The sequence below is a fragment of the Candidatus Enterococcus willemsii genome (genome assembly GCF_009933335.1).
Classification (GTDB): Bacteria; Bacillota; Bacilli; order Lactobacillales; family Enterococcaceae; genus Enterococcus_F; species Enterococcus_F willemsii.
The window spans coordinates 93,648-114,425 of sequence record NZ_MAEL01000032.1 but is presented as its reverse complement, the minus strand read 5'-3'; the positions used below and the strand labels follow the sequence as shown (position 1 = coordinate 114,425).

Below are 20,778 nucleotides of genomic sequence, written 5' to 3'. Positions count from 1 at the left end.
TTTTAATTAATTTTGTTGATTTGTCAACGAAAATTTCTTTTTCTAAAATTGAGACTTCGTTATAATATCACGTGTTTTCAAATCCGTCAATAACTTTTTTTAATTAAAATAAAAAAGTTATTTTGGTTGTTGGCGTCGAACCAACGTTGTCTAATTTATCATGTATATACGGACAAGTCAACCTAATTTTTCATTATTTTTTCTTTTTTTCGAAAAATTCGTTTTTTATGTACGAATCCAACTAAAAATCCCGCAGAAAGTTAATTTCTACGGGATTTTTTAAAATTCTTTCAATAACTGATTCACTAATCCTACTGGAAATCCTACTATACTATAGAAATCTCCGACGACTTTTTCAACAAAAACGGCAGCTGATCCCTGTATTCCATACGCACCAGCTTTATCCATATATTCATTTTTCTCTAAATAACGGTCAATTTCATCTTCCGTTAATGGATAAAAGGTTACTTCAGCCGAGGCTAGACGTTGGACTTTCTTTGTTGCTGTTTGTAAAACAACTGCTGTATAAACACTATGGGTCTTCCCACTCATCGAGAGCAGCATTTCTTTGGCATGCGCTCGCGAAGTTGGTTTTCCTAGTATACGATCGTTAGCAACAATGGTATCACTCGCTATGACTAGATCCTCTGGGTATTGCCGGCTAATAACGGCGGCTTTTTCTTGGGCCATTCTACTAACATACTCTGTTGGTTCATCCGTTTCATGGATTGTTTCGTCAATATCTGCTGGTAAAATTGTAAAATCTTCTATTAATAAGCGAAGTAATTCTTTTCTTCTTGGTGACTGTGAAGCTAAAATGACTGTCATTCGCTACCACCTCTTGATTGATGCGGGTCTTGAATTCGTTTAAACATGCGTTCCATGTCGCCATTTGTAAAATGAATCAACACCGGACGTCCATGCGGACAATTAAAAGGGTTCTCACAAGTTGCTAATTCTTCTAATAATACACGTGCTTGTTGTGGATTCAAATAATGATTGGCTTTAATCGAACGTTTACAGCTCATCATAATAGCTGTTGCTTCTCTGAATTGGTGTACGCTAACTTTACCAGTTGTTAATAACATATCAATCATTTCACGGATAATCTCTTCTTCTTGCCCAGCTGGGTACCAAGTTGGATGTGCCCGAACAATAAAACTACTCGCTCCAAATTCTTCTAAATGAATCCCCACTTCTTTCAGTGCATCACTTTGCTCTTTCAATTTCAACGCATCACTATTCGGGTAGTCTAACACAATTGGCACCAGTAATTCTTGTAAATCATCGCCTACTTCGCCAATTTTTTGACGGAAATATTCATACTTAATGCGTTCTTGTGCAGCATGTTGGTCGATAATGTATAAACCTTCTTGACTTTGAGCAAATAAATATGTTCCATGCATTTGCCCAAAATATTCTAAATGAGGGAAACGTTGTTGAGGGGCTTCTTCTTCCATCATCCGTTGAATCATTTTTGTATTTACTTCTTCGTGACCACTTATTTCCAAGGGTTCTATTTGTTCTGGTTCCTGTATTTCATATTGGACTGGCGGAGCTTCCTGAACATAGGACGTCTCATCTGGCGTTTCGTTTTCAACAGGCAATTCCGATTCTTGTGGAAGTTTTCCACTTTTGTCCCCAACATTATCCACAGATTTTTCCACAGGTTGTTGAAAACTCTTATCAACATAAAAGCTACCTGTCTCCCGATTAAAGGTTAAGCCAGATTTCGTTTTTTTCGGTTGTTCTAGTCCAATTGACAACTGCTCTACTTTCTCTTGGTTCTCTACTTTTTTCTTAAAACGCAAATTATCGGCAGCATTTGGAATTAAATTTTCTTCTCGTAAAACGTCATTAATTGTTTTGCTAATGAGGATCGTTAACTCTTCTTCTTTAGACAAACGAACTTCTTGTTTTGTCGGATGGACATTCACATCCACTAATAAAGGGTCCATTGTAATTTCAACGACTGCAATGGGAAAACGTCCTACCATCAGTTTTGAACCATAACCATTCACGATAGCTTTATTCAAAGCAAAGTTTTTAATGTAACGACCATTGATAATCGTTGATAAGTAATTTCTACTTGCCCGAGTTACTTCTGGCAATGAGATATAGCCGTTAATTGCAAAATCCAAATCTTTAGCTGTAATTTTTCGCATTTTTTTGGCAGTCTGCAAACCATAAATACCTGCTATGGCTTGTTTTAAATCACCATTACCAGAAGTTGACATCATTTTATTGCCATCATGGACTAAACGAAAGGCAATCGTAGGATGACTCAAAGCCAAACGATTGACGATATCTCCTACATTTGCTAATTCCGTTTGTAAAGTTTTGACATACTTTAAGCGAGCCGGTGTATTATAGAATAAATTTTCAACAATAATCTTGGTTCCTTGGCGCAAAGCGGACGGACGGTGCTCTTCAATTGCGCCACCTTTCATCCGTAAATACGTCCCTTGTTCTTCGGTTTGCGAAGCTGTTTCAATCGTCACAACCGACACAGAAGCAATACTCGGCAAAGCTTCCCCACGGAAACCGAGCGTCCGGATACGGAATAAATCATCGCGTGTGTGAATTTTACTGGTTGCATGACGCTTAAAGGCACTCTTAACATCCTCTTTAGCAATCCCTTCCCCATTATCAATCACTTGAATTTTTCGTAAACCTGCTTCTTCTAATAAAATATCAATCTGAGTACTTCCAGCATCAATCGCATTTTCGACTAACTCTTTGACGACAGAAGCGGGTCGTTCAACAACTTCACCAGCAGCAATCTGATTGGCAAGACGTTCGGATAATTCTTGAATTTTCCCCATGGTCTTCCCTTCTTTCTATTTTTGCAATTGTTGTTGCAGTTCATACAATACTTTCATAGCATCAATCGGGTTCATCTCGAACACATTTAATTTTTTCAAACGTTCCATAACTACTTGTTCTTCCTCAGAGACTTCACTAAATAACGATAATTGTTGCGTTTCTTCCTTTATTGTCACTGGTTGACTGACTTCAGGAGCAGGATGTTGTGCTTCATGGCCAGCTTCCAAAGCTTGTAAAATAATATCGGCGCGTTGCAGTAATTCATCTGGTAAGCCAGCAATTTTGGCAACATGGATCCCATAACTCTTATCTGCTGGACCTTCCATCATTTTGTGTAAAAAGACAACTTCGCCATCTTTTTCAACTGCACCTACATGAATATTTCGCAAGTGAGCCAACTCTTCATCTAAGACAGTCAGTTCATGGTAATGAGTAGAAAATAACGTTTTGGCACGTACTTCTTGATGGATGTACTCAATGATTGCTTGTGCCAACGCCATACCATCATAAGTCGCTGTGCCTCGTCCTAGTTCATCAAATAACACTAAACTATTTGGTGTCGCATAGCGCAAGGCTTGATTGGCTTCCATCATTTCGACCATAAAGGTACTTTGACCAGCAATCAAATCATCGCTTGCGCCAATACGTGTAAAGATACGATCAAAAATCGGCATCTTCGCAGCTTGAGCAGGTACAAAACAACCGATTTGCGCCATAACGACTGTCAAAGCAAGTTGTCTCATATACGTGCTTTTCCCGGACATGTTAGGACCTGTAATCAATAGAATCATCGTATCTGGATCCATTTCAATCGTATTGGGAATATACTCTTGATGGCCTAGCACTTTTTCAACGACTGGGTGACGACCATCTGTAATTGTGAGCTGTTTGTCATTGCTTAATGTCGGACGAACATACTGGTAACGTTCGCTAACCGTCGCAAAACTTTGGAGCACATCGACACTACTAATCGCTTTTGCTAAGCGTTGCAAACGTTCGATAGCTTTTTTCACTTCTTCACGGACAGTTAAAAATAAACGATACTCTAAGTCAACAGATTGTTCTTCTGCTTCTAAAATTAGTTTTTCCAATTCTTTTAATTCTGGTGTCACAAATCGTTCTGCATTAGTCAACGTTTGCTTTCTTTCATAACGACCTTCTTCTAAATGGACTAAATTCGCTTTGGTAATTTCGATATAATAACCAAAGACACGGTTATAGCCGACTTTTAAATTTTTAATGCCCGTCGCTTGGCGTTCTTTTGCTTCTAATTCTGCCAACCATTGTTTGCCATTACGCATGGCTTCACGATACTGATCCAATTGTTCATTAAACCCGTCTTTAATCACATTTCCCTCTGTAATTTGCAGCGGTGCTTCCTCATTAATTGCTTCACCAATTAAAGTAACTAAGTCATCCAAGGGCTCTAGTCGCGTTAATAAATCTGTCCACTCGCCTGTATCAATTCCTTGTAAAATACCGCGAATCGAAGGCACTTGTTGTAACGACGTACGTAACTGAATTAAATCGCGTCCATTCACACTACCAAAAGCCACTCGTCCAGCCAAGCGCTCCAAATCATAAACTTTGGTCAGCGCTGCTTGTAAATCTACACGTTCGAAAAAGGCCTCTAATAATGAAGCAACTTGATCTTGGCGTGCATTGATTTGCGATTCTTGAATCAACGGACGATCTAGCCATTGTTTTAATAAGCGACCACCCATTGCCGTTTTCGTCTCATCTAATAACCAAAGTAACGTCCCTTGCTTTTTACCTGTTCGAATGGATTGACTTAATTCCAAATTGAATTTTGAGTAGTAATCCATTTTTAGGTAATGGTCTGGTTGATAAGAAACCGCCTTTTGGATATGGTCTAAGCTCCGTTTCTGCGTCACAGAAAGATAGCTTAATAGTTTCCCAGTGACTTCTTTTTCTAATTCCGTCTCCAAATCACTTGTTAAAAACTGAAATTCGGCATTTTGGTCGTACGTTTGTTGTTCAGAAAAAACAACGCCAAGGCGTGTAGTTAATAATTGCGAAACACTTTCAGGAATATCGGTTGTAAAAACAACTTCTTTAGTCTGCAACGCGGACGCTTCATTCAAAACTGCTTCATCATCGATTAATGTTGCTGTTCGTAATTCACCAGTCGTTAAGTCAACATAAGAAAAACCATATGCTTTCCCATCAAAAGACAAAGCTGTTAAATAATTATTATCTTTGGCAGATAGACCTTTACCATCCATCACTGTTCCTGGGGTTACTAATTGCACAACTTCTCGCTTAACCATTCCTTTAGTAGTTTTTGGGTCTTCCACTTGTTCACAAATTGCTACTTTGTGCCCTTGTTCTACTAATGTATCAATATAACCTGCAGCTGCGTGGTGAGGGACACCACACATTGGGATTGGCTCATCCGCATTTTTATTCCGGCTTGTTAATGTTAATTCCAAAATTTGTGCTACTTGAATTGCATCTTCATAAAATAATTCGTAAAAGTCACCTAAACGGTAGAACAAAAAAGCATCGGGGTATTGCGCCTTGATGCTGAAATATTGTTCCATCATGGGTGTATGCTTCGTTTTTTGAGGCATAATTAATTTTCCTCCTCAATTGATTGGTTCACTTGCCGTTGCAGATTGCTAGTCACATAATGTAACAGCTCATCTGCTTCGATTAATTTTTCTCGGTAAGCAATTACAAGCGGATGTTCTGCGTATTCTTTGTTTAATGCATTAATCCGCTCAATCGCTTGTTTTTCTGCTTCTGGTTTATTGTAATGTGCATATTGCACAGCATCTTTTTGGGCGGCTTTAATGGCTGCTTCTAATTCTTTCAAATGCTCATTTTGCACTGCTTTGGCTTGAATTTTCTTAAATTCCTTAATTGACTCGTGCTCAGATAATAGGTCAATTAATTTTGCCAGTGCCTGCTGTACTTCGGGTTCTTGTTCTAGTGGACTCACCATTTGCACCTCACTTTATACCTATTATTCCGTAAACGGACGGTCTTCGCTAATTTGAATCGGTTGGATCGATTTAGCCTTTCCTGTTTGTTCATCAATTTCAATGACACAAGCAGATAAAATACTGCGTCCTTGTTCAACGACTTCAAATCGTTGTGGCAATGCCGTCAAAAATTTCTCAATAATTGCTTCGCGTCGCATTCCCAAAATACCATCATATGGTCCCGTCATACCAACATCGGATAAAAAGGCCGTCCCTTGTGGTAAAATCCGTGCATCATTCGTTTGCACATGGGTATGCGTTCCAACAACTGCCGAAACACGACCATCTAAAAACCAACCCATCGCTTGTTTTTCGCTTGTCGTTTCACCATGGAAATCAACAAAAATAAACGGCGTACGTTTGCGCGCTTCTTCGACTAATTTTTCTGCTTCTTTAAACGGATCATCAATATCTACCATGAATGAACGAGCTTGTAGGTTAATCACCGCTAATTCAATCGCATTGACTTTCACAAACACCATCCCTTTACCAGGGGCTGCTTCTGGGAAGTTTGCTGGACGAATCATTTTTTTTGCATCATCAATAAATTCAAAAATACCACGATTGTCCCATGTATGATTTCCTAAGGTCACCACATCGACACCATCTTGTAAAAATTTCTTATAAATTTTTTCTGTAATTCCACGGCCGGCTGCCGCATTTTCTCCATTTAAAATGGTTACTTGTGGACGATAAGCCTTTTTCAATTTTGGCAAATAATCCGTGACTGTTTGTCTTCCTAATGAACCGACAACGTCGCCTATAAATAAAACTCGCACACATTTTCCTCTTCTCTATTCATATCTTTTCCTATTATAAAGGTTTTAAGATAGAAAAAAAAGAGTTTGAGGTTCCAAACTCTTTTTTGCTTTATCGTAAAATTTCTTTCTATATCATACGATACTTTTTTTCTATTGTCAGATTAACTATTCAATATAACACCAACTGCTGCTTGAAGACTTTTGTACTTATCCCCCTTTATATTTACGTATTACAACGCAAATTGTTCTATCATAGTAAATAAAATTTACTCAAACTAATTGAATACACTCTTCATCCTATTTTTCAATCATAGCAATTCGATTTTGATGAGGTTCTCCTTGGAATTCTGCATCCAACCAAGCATCCACAATCATTTGAGCTAGACTATCACCGATTACACGTTGACCTAGACAAATAATATTGGCATTATTATGTTCTTTTGTCACTTTTGCAGAATACACATCTCCAACAACTGCTGCTCGAATTCCTTTGCTTTTATTTGCGGTAATGCTCATGCCAATCCCTGTGTCACAAATCAAAATGCCACCGTTAACTGACTCTCTTAAAATAGCTTCCACAACTTTTTGTGTATACTTTGGATAATCCACACTAACCATAGCAGCCTTCGTGCCGAAGTCTTCATAAGCTACCTCTCTTTCAGAGAGGTGGGCTTTGATAACCTCTTTCAGCTCAAAACCATTATGGTCTGAAGCAATCGCAATTTTCATTGTTTCTCTCCTCAATTTGAACTATCGTAAAAAATTAGCAAACGAATCACTTGCATACTTCTATTACTAAGAGTGCTTCTTACTACAAATTTAAATCAACTATTTCGAAATATTCTTAATTCGAGTTGTGACGCCTTTAAGATTATAGCATTCTGCATAATCACGAATTGGACGTTTGATATGATCCACTACATAGCGTTGTCCATCAATATTGTATTCTTTTAAATTAACATACATTTTTTCAATTTCTGATTTCACTTCATCATCATTGAATGTATAATGACCTGCAATATCTAAGATATCTGCTTGTAATTGATCATCACCAGAGGTTAAGATTTGGTCAACAGTCAATTCTTTTTGCTCACCAACCATCCATTTTCTCCAACGTTCACTCTTAATTGCATGAACCAATAGCGTTTCACGAGTGTTAGACGCGTCTTGAATTAGACCATTTTCTGCTAGACGTGCCTCTACTGCTGCAAGATTTAGATAAGCACGTGTTTCTTCTGTACCATATTGAGGCGCGACATTGGTTGCTGTAATTTCAGACGGAATATGTTCTAACAAAGTGACATCATCTAAATAATCGCCATTGTGTTCCTTTAGCCCTACACCGTATTGTTTTGCCATTTGTGCTAAATCATACGCATTCTTAAAATTGAATGTTCCCACTTGTTCCGTTTTACGAGTCAATGTGCCTGTTTGTCCAACGATAAATGTTGGCATTGGTAAACCGCGTTTTTCCAATTCATCTTTTAATCTTAAAATAAACATTTCGTAAGTTGCTGTTGATGTTAATCCACCATTGGTTTCTTCGGTTCCTACTTCATAACCAATTTCAGGTAAATTACGTGTTTTACGTTCTTTTTCACAGAATTCAATCAAATCAACTGTTCTTTCTAAAACCGTATCTAATGGAATGACTTTTCCAATTTCAAATGGATCTTTCGTAGGATCAATCATCAATAAATCAAAACCTGCTTCAATATCTGCAACATATGATTGCTTTCCAAGCTCCATTGCTAACTCAGTTGGTAAATGATCGTTACGTTCTTTGTCACGTTGCCAAGGACCACCATGATCACGACATAGATAATACAAATTGTCATAGCCAATTTCTTCTGCAACTTCTTCAACAGCTTTAGCAAAAGTGAATTGGTTCCAACCATTGACGTAACCGCCGCCTAATTCATCAGCATCTACTTGATTCCGACTCGCAATAAACATTACTGGATAATCATCCTCATGAGACAATTCTAGTGTTGCTTGCACGCAATTCTTTGACATCGGACCAATACCAAGTAGTGTTGCACTTTCACCGGTCTTTTGTAACTCTAATAAACCTTCGACAATTGTTTTGATTGGTAATTTTTCCATTCTTCATTCATCTCCATTTTCTTATGTTATAAATATTGAAAGTATAAGGTAATGTTTATTACGCTTCTATTTGTTCTATATTTGGTTTGGTAAAATGTAAAATAGCTACAGATACCAATGTACCAATTAACATTGCAAGTACAAACCATAATTTACCGTTAACGACTGGTAAAATAATCAAACCTCCGTGTGGTACCAAAGCTTCAACACCATTGGCCATACTTAGTGCACCACCAACAGCACTACCTACTACAAGTGCTGGCAGGACACGTTTCATATCTTTAACAGCAAACGGAATTGCGCCTTCTGTAATGCCAATTAATCCCATAAAGAATGCGGATATACCTAAATCTCTATCTTCTGTCGTATATTTTTTGCGATCAATAAATGTGGAGATGGCTAACGCTAAAGGAGGGATTGCTACAGCTACCCGATGTGCGCCATTTGGCTCATAAACACCTTCAGCCATTAAGGCAATTGTAAATGCTGTAGCCGTTTTATTGATAGGACCGCCCATATCTACTGCTGTCATAGCACCAATAATCAATCCTAGAACAATCGCACTACCACCTTGCATTTCAGCTAAAACATTCACTAACCAATCCATTGCTGCACCGATTGGGACTGCAATGATATAAATGTAAATCAACCCTAAAACAAAGGTTGTAATCACTGGAACAATTAAAATTGGCATAATTGTGCGAATTGTTGCAGGTACTTTCCATGTTTTAATCCAACGAACAAAATAACCAGTCGCTACCCCTAAAATCATGGCACCTAAGAATCCAGTTTGAACTTGCTGCTCTCCTATTGGATTATTCGCAATATATCCTAAAATCATAGCAGGTACTAAAGCTGGTTTCCCTGCTAAAGAGTTACCTATATAACCTGACAGCAATGGAATCATCATTGCAAAACCAGCCGACCCCATATCTAATAAGTTTTTCATAAATGGATTTGTTACTTCCATCCCAGCATCTGTGGCTTCACCAGTTGCTAACGAGATAGCCAAGAAAATACCACCAACTACAACTGCCGGTAACATAAAAGAAACACCGGTATTAAATGCTTTTTGTAAATCCTTCCAGAACTTATTTTCTTTTTTCATTGCCTTTCCCCCTTAAAAGATTATAGTTTTTCAGCTCGATCAATCACTTCAACAGGATGTTTAATCACGTCACCAGGTTCTACATTAATAACTTTTCCTGCATCTTCCTTTTCTTCAAAACGGTCTTCACCTTCAATACCAATTGCTACTGCTAGAATAACTACATCGGCTGCATCAATTTCTTCTTGTTCTAATTCATTTTCAATCCCCATACTTCCTTGTGTTTCAACTTTTACATCGTAACCACGTTTTTTACATTCTTTTTCAATGGCTTCTTGTGCCATATAGGTATGGGCGATTCCTGTTGGGCATGCTGTGATTGCTACTACTTTCATTTGTAATTCCTCCTTAAATTTCAATTGAACTTAATTGTTCAAAGACACCTATTTTATTTTTTTGACTCAATAGCCTACCTCTAAATTCCTCATCTAAAAGACGTTTACTTAAACGTGAAATGAATTTTAAATGTAAATTATTTTCACTATTTTCTGGAACACCAATTAGAAAAACTAAGCGAACCATTTCTTCACTTTTTTCTGTCCATCTAACTTCGTACTTTGTCCGGACAAAAGCGATGAAGGGGTGTCTTACCGCATCTGTTTTTCCATGCGGAATAGCAATAGAAAAACCTATAGCAGTAGGAACTTCTCGTTCTCTATTTTTGACTGCTTTAAAAAGAATTTCTTTCTGGCTGACATATCCTTTTTCCTGCGCATTATCGACAATAAGTTGAATAATTTCATCTTGACTGTTGACTTCTTTATCTAAAAAAATTAAGTCTTCTGAAATAACATTCTTATTACTTTCTATTTTTCCCACATTTACTCACTCCCTAAACTTTTCAATAAATCCCTTTTAGAAAATTTTCCTCTTATTTCTTTAAGCTTGTTTAAATCATCAACTATGTTATAAATATCAGCTAAAATGTGTCTTGTCTGTGACGTGTCTTTTTTCGCAATACAAATGAGGAAAATAATATCGACATAGTACTTTTCCCATTTGAATTTCTTCTTATTTTTTATAATTACCACTACAGTTTGGTTCACATGCATTGGATTTCCATGAGGAACAGCTGTCCCTGAAGGAAGATCGGTGCCACCTAATTCTTCTCGTTGAAAAAGATTTTCTACAAAATTTGATGTGACAAATTGCTTGTTTACTAATTCTGTTCCAATAGTATTGAATACTTCTTCTTTAGATGAAAAATCTGTATCCATATAAATAAATGAGGGTTGAATATATCTCTTTAAATGATGCGAAAATAACGGATTTACTTTATTAATACTACTTGGCTGGTAGCCAGAATTTTTAATTTTTTCGATATCATTATCTGTTAAAAAAGGTGAAACAAATAACACATTCTTTCTGGGAATTTCGATTTTGATTGTTGAAATCACTAAATCAAATTGATGAACATCAATATGTTCTAATTCCGCAACTGATGCGACTTCAATGGTATCCAGAGATGGTAAAATATTTTTAATTCGATTCATTAATAGCTCCGATGTTGCAATCCCCATCTGACAAATGACCAAAATTTTACGATTAATTTTTGCCCGTTCAATTGCTGATTGAAAATAAATTGTTAAAAACGCAATTTCATCTTCGTTAAATGAAATTCCCAAAAGCTTCTCGTATTCACTCAAAATTACCCAGATAACATGAAAGGTTAAAGAAAATTCTGTTTTGATTTGCTCTGTAAAAGGGTTATCGGTTTTGTTATGTGAACGCAAGCGATAAATCATCGGTGGGATATGATTGATTAATTGTTCCTCCAGCTTCTTATCATTTGAAAAATCAATAGACAATGCTTCTGATACTCGGGCTAGCAGCTTACGAATAAGGTCATCATCAATATTTTCTTCCGGCAAAGATTCAAAGCGATTCGATACTAAATGTTGAGAGAAGAATTTCACGTCTTCGTTTGTGTAAGAAAAATTCAAACGCAATGCAGCTTTGTGCAATAGACGAACAGCACTTTCTTCAAAAAATAGCGTATATTCAGCATATTCAGTTTCTTCATTCTCCTGAATATGGTATCCGTTCAAATTACGATAAACTAAGATAATAAAAATACTCAATACATTTTGGACGTAATAATCAGAAATCGCATTGCTGTTATCTCTGACGTAGTTATATAAAATATTTGTACATACAGAGATGATTTTTTCCCCATAATAAGGAGCAAGAACATTCATTTTCAGCGGAACAGTATCTTCATAATAGACATCAGAATTACTGATAATATATCGATTAAATTGTAGACAGGCTTTTTGTATAGCTAATTCACTACCTGCAATCCTTGTGCCGTGAATATCACTAACTAATTCAATCGTCGAACCAGCTTGCAAAATACGCATAATATATTCAAAATCTTTGATAATAGAAGTTTTGCTCACCAGATACATTTCTGATAAGTGATTAAAACTAACATTCCTTCCTTCAAAAAGCAGTATCTTCATAATATCTATCCGTCTGGCAATTGTGTCAGACAAATTAGTCACTTCATCCGTTGCTTTAGGATCTTCATATTCTTTCAATCCCCTTAATACAATCCCAACTCCTCTCTTTTTTTCAAAGTACTTACCTAAACTTTGAATATAATCTTCTAGCTGATTCAACTCAGAATGAATTGTTCGCTTCGATACACCTAATTTATTCGCAATGAATTGAACCGTTAAAAAACCTTCTTGCAATTCTAATAGTTCAAGTAATTCCTTTTGTCGTTTGGTTAACATATGATACGCACATCCTAACTTAAAAAACTTTCTTTTTGTTAGCGTTATCATTAATACATGTTCATTATAGGCTGATAACTTAACACTGAATATTACATTTCGTTGCAACAAGTTTTTAAACAAAATGTTCACTTGTTGCAACGAGATTATAGAATAAAAGCCAGTACCCTTAGCGGATACTGGTTGCTAGTCAATTTCCCTATTCGCTGACTAGTATCGCATGAACCTAATCACTTCTCCTATAAAACAAAAAGCTCCTTCATTCTAGCCTTGTTTGGATTATTCAAAGCTAAATAAAAAAGAGAGTGAGGAATGAATAGCAAAATTCATCGCCTGTACTCTCTAAACTAAACTTAACTGCTATTTTGACAGACTACAACCTACAAGTCATAATCATTTCACCGTTTTCATCACGTTTGTTATTATCAACAAAACAGATCACTTCATACAAAATAAATAGCAACTGTATTTTCCAATTCAACACCTAATGCTACTTTTCCCAATCCTCTTCCTTGAAAAGCTTCATCAATCATAAAATGCCAGATATTTACATATCATCTTCTGCATCTAAAATAATTGATAGATAACCTGTAATTGCTTTGATATTATGCTCTTTACTACTATTACATTGTTTTTTGAAACAAAGCGTTCCTTTTCACTATAACGACAATGGCTTGTTATCTAGTTCATGAACGACTTCTCGAAAGTCAGCATAACCAGCATCCAAGCCGCGAATCAGCATTTCAGCCGTCCCAATATTTGTTGCTAGTGGGATTTCGTATACATCTGACAAACGAATAAGCGCTGTCACATCTGGTTCATGCGGTTGCGCAGCTAATGGATCTCGTAAAAAAATGACCATGTCTAACGCATCTTCTGAAATCATCGCACCAATCTGTTGATCGCCGCCTAGTGGCCCGGATTTGAAACGATGAACAGGTAAACCTGTTTCATCGATAATTCTACCGCCAGTTGTACCAGTCGCAAACAGTTCATGCTTTTCCAATACGTGACGATAAGCACTCACTAATTTAATCATTAAGTCTTTTTTTCTATCATGAGCAATTAACGCAATTTTCATCGTTGTTGCCTCCTTTAATTGATTTACTTTAACTTATTCTTCTAAAAAACCCATACGTACCAATGCATGCCAAATGCCATCATTGTTATTGTCTTCTGTGACCCAATTTGCATAACGGCGCACTTCTTCTGGTGCATTTCCCATAGCAATTCCCGTACCTGAAGCTTCAAGCATTTCCCTGTCATTCATGCCGTCTCCAAAAGAAATCACGTCTGTTTGATTCATACCTAAGTGATTAGCCACTTCTAAAATAGTAGCTGCTTTTGAACCACCTTTCGGAATCACATCTACACATTTTTCATGCCAACGAACAAAAGATAGTGCAGGGTATTTTTCATCAAAAGCCCCTTCATAACTCTCATCATAAAAGGCCAGCGCTTGATAAACATCTTCTTTGTCCAAAAAATCTGGATCTAAATCCGGTGTCGTTGAACCAAATGATTGCATGGCTTCTTCCATACGCTCGGGATTAAATGTTGTGGAACGTTTGGATGCATCTAAACCGATAAAAGATGTATCAATTTGGAGTTGGTGCGCTTCTTCTAAAAATGACACCAATTCCTCATTAGGTAATAGCTTTTGATATATCTGCTGATGATTTAAGAATGCTGCTGATCCATTACATAATACATAATGATCAAATCCTAACTCTTGAATAACTGTATTTGCCAGGTAACGACTACGTCCAGTAGCAATCATCACGATATGTCCTGCTTCTCTTAATTTAGCGAGCGCTTTCTTTGTGCTCGGTAAAGCTTGTTTATTTGAATCTAATAATGTACCGTCGATGTCAAATGCAAATAATTTACGCGTATTTTCCATAAAATTTACTCTCTTTCTTTTTTCTCACTTTTCTCTTTTATCATAGAGGAGATATCTTGATATTTCAACTCCGATCAAATTTTTACTTGCTCTCTTTCAATACAGGTATAATTTATAAAGAAACCCATTCGAAATCTACATACGATTCCGAATGGGTTTCCTAAATCAAAATATACTATTCAACAAACGCCCACTTATAATCATACGTTGCGCCTGAACCATGTACAACAATATTTTTGACATTTTCTGAACGTAAATGACCAGAAGCTCTTTGGTAAACTGGAATCACACCAAAGTCATCCATCACAATTTTTTCAGCATCTAACAGTGTTTGCCAACGTGCTGTTGGGTCAGTTGCATTCGTTGTCGCTGCCTCTTTAATCAATTTATCATACTCAGAGTTTGACCATTGACCACGATTATACGGATTGCCAGTTACAAATAAATCTGTGAAGCTACTTGGGTCAGCATAATCTGCTCCCCAACCACCTAAAATGACATCAAATTCACCATTTGCACCACGATCCAAACGGACAGAAAATGGCACAATCGCTAATTTTGCAGAGAGACCATCTAAGGTATCTTGCCAAGCACCTTGTAAGTATTGCGCCACAGCACGTGTAGAATCTGTATCATCTGCCACAAATTCAAATTCTAATTTATCAATTCCTAACTCTGCTTTGGCTTTTTCCCAATATTCTTTGGCTTTTTCTGCATCATACGTTAAATCAGCTGCTGATTCTTCCACAAAATCTTTTTCATTAGTTGGATCAAATGACATCCCAGATGGAATCAAACTAGTTGATGCAACCGAACCATCTCCTAATACTTGTTGAACCATTGTTTCACGATCAATTGCATACGATAAAGCTTTACGTAAATTCACATTGTTAAACGGTGAATCACTTTCACGTTGATTCATTTCAAAGTACGTCGTACGTGATTCTTTATCAATCACATAGGCAGATTCATTAGCATTTTGTTGAGCTAATTCACCAGTTAATGTCACATCGTTAACTTGACCATCTTGAAACATATTTAAACCTGTCGCTGATTCTTTTGCTACGATAACCTCTACCGCATCTAACTGTACGTTCTCAGCATCCCAATAGGTCTCATTTTTTTGATACGTCCACTCTGTATCAATTCCAGGTCCATCAAAATTCTCTAATACAAACGGACCATTATAAACAGAATCATCACTCGTTTGGGCATATTGATCGCCTTTTTCAGTGACTGTTGCTTCATGTTGTGGGAAAAATGAAGGAAACGCTAGTAAGAAATCAAAATATGGCGTTGCGACATTCAATGTAATTTCTAACTCATAATCGCCAACAGCTTTAATACCTAAAGTTGATGGTTCTGCTTTTCCTGCGCTAATTTCCGCTGCATTTACAACTGGTTCAAAAAGATAGGCATATTCAGAAGCCGTTTCAGGCGTTACTGTTCGTTGCCAACCATACACATAATCTGCTGCTGTGACTGGATCACCATTTGACCACTTCGCATCTTCTCTTAATTTTAATTTGTACACTAAGCCATCTTCACTAACTTCAGCTAATTCTGCTGCTCCAGCTGGCTCTACTTTATTTTCCCCATTTACACGATATAGCCCTTCATAAACATTATTCAATGCGGAAAAACTAATTCTATCTGTCGCTAGCGACAAATCCGCACTTGGCATTTCCTGATCTACTGCAATTTTAATGACTTGTTCTGCAGCACTTTCAGAACCTGTACTTTCTGTTTTTTCTGCATTTCCACCACAAGCTGCTAGTGCAAATGTACTTACCAATAAACCACCTAATAACCATTGTTTCTTCATTCCACAATCCCCCTAAACATTCTATGAGAGATATATTAACGAACTATCCATCGAATTGCAAGATATTTTTCATACAATTCTAATTTTTCTGACAATAAAAACTATTATAAAAAAAGTTGCTCATCATAAGAGACAAGCAACTTTTTTCACCGATTAATCGACATAGTTTGATTTTGAATTATTCAACCAAGCATACCCCATCCCCATGACCAATCCGCCACCAATATAATTCCCGATTAAAGCAAAGAAGAAATTGTGAATGACACTTCCAGCTGTCATAGCCGTTAAGGTACCGTGTGAAGCAAAATATGCCAAACTAAATGCTGGGAAGTTGGCAATCACGTGTTCATATCCTAAAAAAGCAAAAATGAAAATAATGAAAATAATCGACATGACTTTTCCTGCGTCGTCTTTCATTCGCATACTTGCAAGTACTGCTGTATTAACAACAATATTAGCAAATGCACCTTCCACAATAATTTGTATCGTTGATTTTCCTAATTTTCCAGTAATAGCTTCAAATAAATAATTATCTGGTGCCAAATTTTGAAAAGGCCCCGTCAATGAAATCAAATACCCAAATACAAAGCCACCAATCAAATTAAATAAAATACAAGTAAATAAAATTTTGCAGGCAGTCGCTACTGAAAGATGTTTACGATAAACACCTACTGTCATGTATAACATATTTGAGGTTCCTAATTCTGCATTCATGTACAAAATCATTACCAGTGACCAACTGAACATGAAGGCATACAACATTTTTCCTAGACCATGTGCAATGTCTTCACCTTTCATTGCAATTGCAAATGCTACTGCTGATCCTAATGTTAAAAATAAGCAAGCTAACATTGCTCGCACCGCATAGCGAACATAACTTTTTTCGATTAGATCAACTTTTTTTGCGATGGAAGAATCAATTTTTTCAAACAATGGAGAGATTGGATTCATCACTTTTTTCACCTTCGCTTCTTTCATTATCAAATTTTACTCTCTTATTTTAAAGAGAAATTAATCATTTGTAAAGGATTTTGTGAAAAAAATAACATTTTACAGAAAAACTCTTTTCGTTTTCTTTGTGTTTTCATTAACATTATTTATTAATTAATAAGAATATAACCATTGACGTAGCTCTATTTTGTAGGTTATACTATTCTTTGTGTAAAATAATGCAGCAGAAGAATAATCATACGTCCCCAGTTCATTGCCCATTCGGGTTCAATTGCGTAACCGCGGCTGCGAAGGCGAAGATTGAAGAATGAACTACACGTATCATGAATTTTTCATCGGATTATTTTACTCCAAAAAAAACTTATTTTATTGGAGGAATTTTATAATGTCTCGTTATACAGGACCATCATGGAAAGTCTCTCGTCGCTTAGGTATCTCTTTATCTGGCACAGGGAAAGAATTAGCTCGTCGCCCATACGCACCAGGACAACACGGACCAAATAGCCGTGGCTCTCGTTCTGAATACGGTTTGCAATTAAACGAAAAACAAAAACTACGTCATATGTACGGCATGAACGAACGTCAATTCCGTACTTTATTCGTACAAGCAAGCAAAATTAAAGAAGGAAAACACGGTGTTAACTTCATGATTTTACTAGAACGTCGTTTAGACAACGTTGTTTACCGCCTAGGTTTAGCAACTACTCGTCGTCAAGCACGTCAATTAGTTAACCACGGTCACATCACTGTTGATGGCAAACGTGTTGATATCCCTTCATTCCGCGTTGAAGTTGGTCAAGTGATCGGCGTTCGCGAAAAATCTAAAGGTATCCCAACAATTAAAGAAGCTGTTGAAGCAACTGTAGGTCGCTCAGCATTCGTAAGCTTCGATGCTGAAAAACTAGAAGGTTCATTGACTCGTTTACCAGAACGTGACGAATTACCTCTTGAAGTTGACGAAGCATTAGTCGTTGAATACTACAACCAAAAACTATAAGAATTTTATTCTTACAACCAAAACTTTGTTTACAGAGTTTTGGTTGTTTTTTTATGTTCGCTAAAAAACACATCCTTTCTAACCAAATACTCTGAGAAAGAATGTGTTTTTACCGATACACACCAACGACCTCACTCTCCTGCAAGAACTTTTTGTAAACTTTCTTTTATCACTTCAACATCTTCAGGATAGATTATTTCTAACCGCGTCGCTTCCATCACAGCGGCAGCGTGTGGCGTTTGTACAGATTGTTTTACTTTTGGGTCATCAATTGAATCAATATATTCTTGCTGTTTTTCCCAAGCAAGAAGGATGGATTGATAATATGAATCTTCTTCCGTGTTGTCCTTCGTTTGCTCTGTATCATTTTTTCGTTGCTCAATTTGGACATATTCAATCAGATGATGTTTATCAAACGCAAGTGCGAACGAGATTGTCCCTTGGTCATTGTAAAAAAGATACCCTTCCTTTCCGATTAATGCCATTGAATCAGCGTTATCATGAGTCGCTTCAATTTTTACCCTCGTATTGACAGCAACTGCCCGCTCACTTCCATCATCCCCCACAATCGTCAGCTTTTTAGTTGGGATAGTTTTGATAGAAATCGGATAAAAAGCCGATTCTCCTTCACTCGATGTTAGGTAAATAGCTTGACCCAAATCGTTATTGTCTTTGATATTTAAGACAATAGTTGTTGGCAAATTTTCTTGTTTTGTCGAAAAATCTAGGTGATAGATTACTTTTTTATCTCCATTAGATAGTGTGATTTCCTGAATAAAATCATCTAGAGTGACTGCATAAGGAAATACTTCACCCTCTTCACTTGATTCAGTCATCGATTGTGAAGTAGTTTTTTCAGAAAATTGCGTTGTCTCACTACTGTTCGATTCACTTCATATTCCATTGGTTTCAACTGTGTTTCCAGAGCATGCGGATAGCAAAAAGACACTAAAAAATAAAATCGAAAAATTTTTCATTGCTTTCACCCCTTCTACTTAAGTATAACATGAATAAAATCTTCTCTTATGACACCTTTCCAAACAAAAAAATATCTGCGCATCTCTTAAGATGCACAGATATTTTTTAGCGTTCGTCTAACGCTTCATAATGACGGTCCTCCGAGACTTCTTTATATGCCGGACGCATAATTCGTTGTGAATTAATTAATTCTTCGATTCGATGCGCAGACCAACCAACGATACGAGCGATAGCAAATATCGGCGTATATAACTCTTGCGGTAAACCTAACATGTTGTAAACAAAACCACTGAAAAAATCGATATTGGCACTAACGCCTTTGTACATTTTCCGTTTTTCCATAATGACTTCAGGTGCCACTCTTTCCACCAAGCGGTACAAATCAAATTCCGCTTGCGCTTCTTCGCCTTTTTCTTCCGCAAGTTTGGATACGTAACGTTTAAAAATAGCGGCTCTTGGATCATTGTCACTATAAATAGCATGCCCCATTCCGTAAATTAACCCTTTTTTATCGAAGGCATTTTTATCTAGAATATTCACTAAGTATTCTCGAACCGCTTCTTCATCAGAGTAGTCTTTCACAGTTGCTTTCAAATCTTCCATCATCTGCGTTACTTTAATATTCGCGCCACCATGTTTCGGCCCTTTTAATGAACCTAATGCTGCTGCGATTGTCGAATACGTATCCGAGCCACTGGAAGTCACAACACGTGTGGTAAATGTCGAGTTGTTCCCACCGCCATGTTCCATATGCAAAACAAGCGCCATATCCAACGTTTGTGCCTCTTGGTGTGTGTATTTTTGATCAGGACGCAACATCATCAAAATCGCTTCCGCTGTACTCAACCCTTCTTTCGGTTGGTGGATGTACATGCTACCGCCATTCCCGTAATGATTATGCGCATGATACGCATATACCGCAAGTAAAGGAAAAACAGCTATTAAATCCAAACTCTGATTTAACACATTTTCAATACTCACATCATCTGCGTACTCATCATAACTTGCCAATGTCAGAATACTGCGTGATAAACTATTCATAATACTTGCAGCCGGGGCAGTCATAATAACATCACGTACAAAATCGCTTGGAAGTGTTCGTCTGCTGGCAATAATCTCTTGAAAATCAACCAAATGTTTCTCTGAAGGCAAATTTCCAAAAAGTAATAAATATGCAACCTCTTCAAACCCAAAACGTCCTTCAGACACAAAGCCATTCACAAGTTCTTCGATGTCTATCCCACGATAACGTAACTCGCCACATCCCGGTACTTTCTTACCATCGACAATCTTTTCAGGGTAAATAGTTGAGATATTGGTTAGCCCAACAACAACCCCTTTTCCGTTTTGGTCTCGTAAACCGCGCTTCACATCATAATCTGTATAAAGTTGCATATCAATTTTATCATTTTCATAACATCTTGATGCAAGTTCTTCTAAACTTGGAAAGGTATTTTTCTTTTCCGTCACATTTTCTCCTCCTATCTGTCTCATTTTCTCTAATTATCTCTTTTGTTTTAAAACAAATCATAGAAATCATTATAACACGATAACGTAAAAATGAAAGTTTTTTAATT

The 20,778-nt window shown here is 36.9% G+C and carries 18 protein-coding genes; 1 reads left to right on the top strand and 17 read right to left on the bottom strand.

Features of this window, described 5'->3' with window-relative positions; all coding sequences use genetic code 11:
• Nucleotides 1–279: 279 nt before the first annotated feature.
• The 15 genes from BAU17_RS05390 to BAU17_RS05320 form a co-directional block, all read right to left on the bottom strand.
• On the bottom strand, nt 280–828 hold the full coding sequence (locus BAU17_RS05390) for a Maf family protein (RefSeq protein WP_161901797.1): 549 nt from the start codon (nt 826–828) through the stop codon (nt 280–282).
• Complete coding sequence (gene mutL, locus BAU17_RS05385) at nt 825–2,825, bottom strand: DNA mismatch repair endonuclease MutL (RefSeq protein WP_161901796.1); 2,001 nt, start codon at nt 2,823–2,825, stop codon at nt 825–827. The genes BAU17_RS05390 and mutL overlap by 4 nt, the downstream gene beginning before the upstream one ends.
• 15 nt (nt 2,826–2,840) lie before the next feature.
• Nucleotides 2,841–5,420 carry a DNA mismatch repair protein MutS gene (gene mutS / locus BAU17_RS05380; RefSeq protein WP_161901795.1) on the bottom strand — a complete coding sequence of 860 codons (2,580 nt, stop codon included), beginning with the start codon at nt 5,418–5,420 and terminating at the stop codon, nt 2,841–2,843.
• Between the two features lie 2 nt (nt 5,421–5,422).
• Nucleotides 5,423–5,794: a YlbF family regulator gene (locus BAU17_RS05375; protein WP_202622283.1), complete on the bottom strand. Its 372-nt coding sequence runs from the start codon at nt 5,792–5,794 to the stop codon at nt 5,423–5,425.
• Nucleotides 5,795–5,815: 21 nt separating this feature from the next.
• Nucleotides 5,816–6,613 carry a TIGR00282 family metallophosphoesterase gene (locus tag BAU17_RS05370; protein WP_161901794.1) on the bottom strand — a complete coding sequence of 266 codons (798 nt, stop codon included), beginning with the start codon at nt 6,611–6,613 and terminating at the stop codon, nt 5,816–5,818.
• A 279-nt stretch (nt 6,614–6,892) separates the two neighbouring features.
• On the bottom strand, nt 6,893–7,324 hold the full coding sequence (gene rpiB / locus BAU17_RS05365; RefSeq protein ID WP_161901793.1) for a ribose 5-phosphate isomerase B: 432 nt from the start codon (nt 7,322–7,324) through the stop codon (nt 6,893–6,895).
• Between the two features lie 99 nt (nt 7,325–7,423).
• Nucleotides 7,424–8,701 (bottom strand): class II D-tagatose-bisphosphate aldolase non-catalytic subunit, encoded by a 1,278-nt coding sequence (locus BAU17_RS05360; protein WP_161901792.1) that lies wholly within the window; start codon nt 8,699–8,701, stop codon nt 7,424–7,426.
• Between the two features lie 58 nt (nt 8,702–8,759).
• Nucleotides 8,760–9,809 (bottom strand): PTS fructose transporter subunit IIC, encoded by a 1,050-nt coding sequence (locus BAU17_RS05355; protein ID WP_161901791.1) that lies wholly within the window; start codon nt 9,807–9,809, stop codon nt 8,760–8,762.
• Between the two features lie 20 nt (nt 9,810–9,829).
• Nucleotides 9,830–10,144 carry a PTS fructose transporter subunit IIB gene (locus BAU17_RS05350; RefSeq protein WP_161901790.1) on the bottom strand — a complete coding sequence of 105 codons (315 nt, stop codon included), beginning with the start codon at nt 10,142–10,144 and terminating at the stop codon, nt 9,830–9,832.
• A gap of 13 nt (nt 10,145–10,157) precedes the next feature.
• Nucleotides 10,158–10,628, bottom strand: coding sequence for a PTS sugar transporter subunit IIA (locus tag BAU17_RS05345; RefSeq protein WP_161901789.1), 471 nt, complete (start codon nt 10,626–10,628; stop codon nt 10,158–10,160).
• Nucleotides 10,629–10,630: 2 nt separating this feature from the next.
• A complete protein-coding gene (locus BAU17_RS05340; protein WP_161901788.1) occupies nt 10,631–12,547 on the bottom strand; it encodes a BglG family transcription antiterminator in 1,917 nt (638 codons plus the stop codon).
• A gap of 658 nt (nt 12,548–13,205) precedes the next feature.
• Nucleotides 13,206–13,628: a methylglyoxal synthase gene (locus BAU17_RS05335; RefSeq protein ID WP_161901787.1), complete on the bottom strand. Its 423-nt coding sequence runs from the start codon at nt 13,626–13,628 to the stop codon at nt 13,206–13,208.
• Between the two features lie 33 nt (nt 13,629–13,661).
• Nucleotides 13,662–14,450, bottom strand: a complete 789-nt coding sequence (locus tag BAU17_RS05330; protein ID WP_161901786.1) for an HAD family hydrolase — start codon at nt 14,448–14,450, stop codon at nt 13,662–13,664.
• 175 nt (nt 14,451–14,625) lie between these two features.
• Entirely contained in the window at nt 14,626–16,275 is a 1,650-nt protein-coding gene (locus BAU17_RS05325) for a peptide ABC transporter substrate-binding protein (RefSeq protein WP_161901785.1), read from the bottom strand.
• A gap of 153 nt (nt 16,276–16,428) precedes the next feature.
• Complete coding sequence (locus BAU17_RS05320) at nt 16,429–17,226, bottom strand: formate/nitrite transporter family protein (RefSeq protein WP_161901801.1); 798 nt, start codon at nt 17,224–17,226, stop codon at nt 16,429–16,431.
• A gap of 385 nt (nt 17,227–17,611) precedes the next feature.
• On the opposite strand from BAU17_RS05320, the gene rpsD reads away from it, so the two are divergent.
• Complete coding sequence (gene rpsD, locus BAU17_RS05315) at nt 17,612–18,223, top strand: 30S ribosomal protein S4 (RefSeq protein WP_161901784.1); 612 nt, start codon at nt 17,612–17,614, stop codon at nt 18,221–18,223.
• 131 nt (nt 18,224–18,354) lie between these two features.
• On the opposite strand, the gene BAU17_RS05310 is transcribed toward rpsD, so the two are convergent.
• Both BAU17_RS05310 and BAU17_RS05305 read right to left on the bottom strand, forming a co-directional pair.
• The gene (locus BAU17_RS05310; protein WP_161901783.1) at nt 18,355–19,059 is read right to left on the bottom strand and encodes a hypothetical protein; all 705 of its coding nucleotides are present in this window, start codon (nt 19,057–19,059) and stop codon (nt 18,355–18,357) included.
• Nucleotides 19,060–19,306: 247 nt separating this feature from the next.
• Complete coding sequence (locus tag BAU17_RS05305) at nt 19,307–20,695, bottom strand: citrate/2-methylcitrate synthase (protein WP_202622282.1); 1,389 nt, start codon at nt 20,693–20,695, stop codon at nt 19,307–19,309.
• Nucleotides 20,696–20,778 lie beyond the last annotated feature (83 nt).